The organism is Bradyrhizobium sp., from assembly GCF_017881085.1.
Classification (GTDB): Bacteria; Pseudomonadota; Alphaproteobacteria; order Rhizobiales; family Xanthobacteraceae; genus Bradyrhizobium.
In genome coordinates this window covers 1-3,937 of sequence record NZ_JADGRI010000412.1, presented here as the reverse complement: position 1 = coordinate 3,937, position 3,937 = coordinate 1, and the positions used below count along the sequence as shown (strand labels likewise).

4 protein-coding genes are annotated in these 3,937 nt (G+C 63.2%); 1 reads left to right on the top strand and 3 read right to left on the bottom strand.

Annotated elements, in window-relative coordinates; genetic code table 11:
- From QZ213_RS25670 to QZ213_RS25660, 3 genes are all read right to left on the bottom strand, one after another.
- Positions 1-702: branched-chain amino acid ABC transporter permease (locus tag QZ213_RS25670; RefSeq protein WP_291688867.1), on the bottom strand; the 702-nt coding region annotated here is incomplete at its 3' end.
- A 116-nt stretch (positions 703-818) separates the two neighbouring features.
- Positions 819-2,057: an ABC transporter substrate-binding protein gene (locus QZ213_RS25665; protein ID WP_291688866.1), complete on the bottom strand. Its 1,239-nt coding sequence runs from the start codon at positions 2,055-2,057 to the stop codon at positions 819-821.
- 146 nt (positions 2,058-2,203) lie between these two features.
- A complete protein-coding gene (locus tag QZ213_RS25660) occupies positions 2,204-3,094 on the bottom strand; it encodes an IclR family transcriptional regulator (protein WP_291688865.1) in 891 nt (296 codons plus the stop codon).
- A 154-nt stretch (positions 3,095-3,248) separates the two neighbouring features.
- Between QZ213_RS25660 and QZ213_RS25655 the strand changes: the two genes are divergently transcribed.
- On the top strand, positions 3,249-3,937 hold a 689-nt coding region (locus QZ213_RS25655), incomplete at its 3' end, for a thiamine pyrophosphate-binding protein (protein ID WP_291688864.1).

Below are 3,937 nucleotides of genomic sequence, written 5' to 3'. Positions count from 1 at the left end.
CCCGCCGATCACGACCACGACGAAGGCGACGGTGATGATCTCGGCCCCCATGGCCGGATGCACGATCGTGATCGGCGCAAAGAACGCGCCGCCCATCGCTGCCATGCCGACGCCGAGCATGACGATCGCGGTCATGTAGGGCTGCAACCGGATGCCGAGTGCCGCGACCATGTCCGGGCGCTGGATGCCGGCGCGCACGACGCGGCCGAACGAGGTCTTGTGCAGCAGCAGCCAGACGGCGAGCAGCACGACGGCGACCACCGCCAGCAGCATTACGCGGTAGCGCGAAAACAGGAAGTCGCCGACGATCACCGAGCCGCGAAACACCGGCGGGATCGACGCCGACAGCGGCGCCGCGCCCCAAATGATGCGGATCGCCTGTTCGGCGACCATGGCGAGGCCGAAGGTGACCAGCAGGCTCAGGATCGGATCGGCGGTGTAGAAGCGGCGCAGGATGTAGCGCTCGAACAGAATGCCCAGCATCGCGACCGCGATCGGCGAGATCACGACGGCCAGTCCGAAGCCGAGATATTTGGTGATCTCGACCGACACATAGGCACCGAGCGCGTAGAACGCGCCATGCGCCAGATTGACCACGCCGCCGACGCTGAAGATCAGCGACAGCCCGAGCGCGATCAGGAGATAATAGCCCCCGAGCACGAGGCCATTCACCACTTGTTCCAGCAAGAATCCGAACTGCATGCTCGATCCCGGAAAGGCACACACGATGTCGGCGGCGGTGGCGACCGGGCCGTTAAAACGCGGTCACCCGGCGCGCGCCCGAAGCGAGGGCGGGCGCCGGGCGACCGACGCAGCGGTTACAGCGAGCAGGGGTTCTGTTCTTTCGTCGACGCCAGCGATTCCAGCGGCTCGCCCGCCTTGGGAAGCGCGGAGCCGAGCGCGATGAAGTCCCATTGATCCTTGGCCTGGCCCTTCGCCCTGACGGTGAACGGATAGGCTTCCTGCATCAGCTGATGGTCCCACGAGCGGAAATGCGCCTTGCGGGCTTTGAGGATGTCGAACTCCGTTTCCTTTTCGAAATAGGCGATCAACGGGTCGGTGTCGGTCGACTTGGTCTCGTTCATGGCCTGCGCCATCATCTTGAAGGCGATGTATTCGATCCAGGCATGGTTCTCCGGCGGCTTGCCGTATTTCTTGGTGAAGTTCGCCACGAAGGTCTTGGACGCCGGCACGTCCAGCGTGTGATACCAGACCGTCGGCCAGGTGCCGCTCAGATTGCCGTCACCGGCCGCCCAGGCATCGGCGGTGTTGAGGTTGAAGCCGACGATCGGGTAGGGAAGGCCAAATTCGGCATATTGCTTGATCAGGGTCGTCACCTGATTGCCGGCGAGGTTCGAACAGACCACGTCGGGCTTTGCCTGCCTGATCTTGAGCAGGTAGGGACTGAAATCGGTGACGTCGGTGGCGATCAGTTCGTCGCCGATCAGATTGCCCTGGTTGGCCGCGAAGAAACGCTTGGCCGCATTGAGCAGGTCATGACCGAAAATGTAGTCGGCGGTCAGCGTGAAGAACTTCTTGTCCTTCACCATATTGTCGCGCAGCAGCGCCTGGCCGACCGTATTCACCATCACCGTGTTCGGGATATCGGTGTGGAAGGTGTATTTGTTGCAGTTCTTGCCGCGCAGCGCGTCGCTTCGCGCGCCGGTCTGCATGAACAGCTTCTTGTTGCGCGCAGCCACCTGCATGATGGTCAGCGCGGAGGCCGAATTGATTTCGCCGATCAGCACGGTCGCGCCGTCCTGCTCGAACATGCGTTGCGCCTTGGTCGCGGCGGTGGCGGGATTGACCGAATCTTCCGACATGACGTCGAACTGGCGTCCCATCACGCCGCCCGAGGCGTTGATTTCCTCCACGGCCAGTTTCATGCCGAGCTGGGCATAGGTACCGAGCGCGCCGAGAAAGCCGGTCAGCGGCGTGAGGTGGCCGATCTTTATCTTTTCGGTCTGGCCGTGGACGATCGACGGAAATCCGAGTGTCGATGCGCCGGCAAAGGCGGCGCTGGCTTTCAACAGGGTTCGTCGGCTGTAGCGGGTCATCGTTGGTCTCCTCCCAAAGGGCGTTCCGCGATGTCCCCCTTCAATCCGGCTTATGCGAGAATGTGAGAGACGTTTTTCTATTGTTGGATGATATTTCCGGACGCGGTCGCCGCTGTCAACGTCAAAAGCGCCGTCCCGCGTCGTCCTCAGGAAGAATCCGCCGCGCCCTTGGCGCCGAATTCCTGTGACAATCGGCGGGCCGTGGCCTCGACGACCTTCGCGCTGTTGTGCAACGCCTGGTTCGACAGCCGCCAGATCGGGCCGGAAATACCGAGCGCACCGATCACCTGGCCGGTGAAATCGCTGACCGGCACCGCGACGCAGCGCACTTCCGGATTGAATTCGCCGTCGTCGAAGGCGATGCCGGTGCGCTTGATCTCGGCGATTTCGCGCAACAGCACCGCGACGTCGGTGATCGACTTGTCGGTCGAGGGCTTCATCTCGACGCGATCGAGAAAACGCTTCAACTGATCGGGGCGCAGCGAAGCCAGAATGATCTTGCCGAGCGCGGTGCAATGGGCCGGGCGCACCACGCCGACGCGGTCGGTCAGTTGAAACGCGCCGGGCCCGCTGGTGCGCGCGATCACGACCACGGCGTCGCCCATCCGCACCGCATAATGGGCGCTTTCGCCGGTTTCGCGCGACAGTTCCTCGAGAATGGGGGTCGCGACATTGACCATTTCGATTTCGTCGAGCGCGCTGGCGGCCAGCGCGAACAGCGGCCGGCCGACCCGGTAGCGTTTTGTCTCTTTCTCCTGACGCAGATAACCCAGCGAGACCATGGTCTTCGCCAGATGGAAAGTGGTGGAGTTGTGCAGGCCGACCAGCTTGCTCAGTTCCGCAAGCCCGATGCCGTCGCGGTGGCGTGCGACCTCTTCGAGGATCGCAAAGGCGCGGCCGAGCGACTGGACGCCGACCCGCTGCCGGTCGTCGGCGTCGTCGTCGATATTCTGCGGCGGCGGCACCAGCTTGGCGATGGCGGACTTGCGCGGACTGGCCGGCTTCTCAGGGGTCTTTTGCTTGGTTCGCGCTCTCACAGGCCAGGCTCTCCACGGGACGGCTTTGCATCATCCTACCACAATATAAATTGACGTACAGTATTATGAGAAATAGGGTGCCGCGCTCCCGGGGCGGTGTCGGCTGCGTACGCCGATCTCCTGAGAAGAAGTCGAACGGTCAAGGAGAGAAGCGATGTCGCCGCGCAATGCGCTCAACGGGGCCCAGGTCATCGTCGATTACCTGATCCAGGAAAAAGTGCCGCAGGTGTTCGGCCTGTGCGGCCACGGCAACATCCAGTTCATCGACGCGCTGTATGAGCGCTCCGACGAGCTCAAGACCATCTCGGTGCACCATGAAAGCGTCGCCGGTTTCATGGCCGACGTTTATTACCGCGTTTCGGGACGGCCGACCGCGACCTTCACCTCCTGCGGGCCGGGCTCGGCGAACCTGCCGATCTCGCTCGGCAACGCATTTCTCGATTCAGTGCCGTTCCTGGCGGTGACCGGCAACGTGCCGACCAGCCAGTTCAATCGCGGCGCGTTCCAGGAATTATACCGGCATTATCAGGCCGACTTTCCCTCCACCGTGCGCGCCTATTGCAAGAAGGTGTTCCAGCCGACGCGCGGCGAGATGGTGCCGCTCGCGATCCGGCAAGCCTGGAAGACCATGACCACGGGCCGTCCGGGGCCGGTGGTGCTGGATGTTCCCTTCGACGTGTTCATGGAATCGGCCGCCGAGGAAGCGCCGAACGCGAAGGCCTGGAACGGCAATATTTCCAGCCGCTGCGGCGCCGATCCCGAAGGCGTCGTCAAGGCGGTCGACATGCTGCTCGGCGCCGAGCGGCCGGTGATGCTGGTCGGCCAGGGCGTGCGCTATGGCGG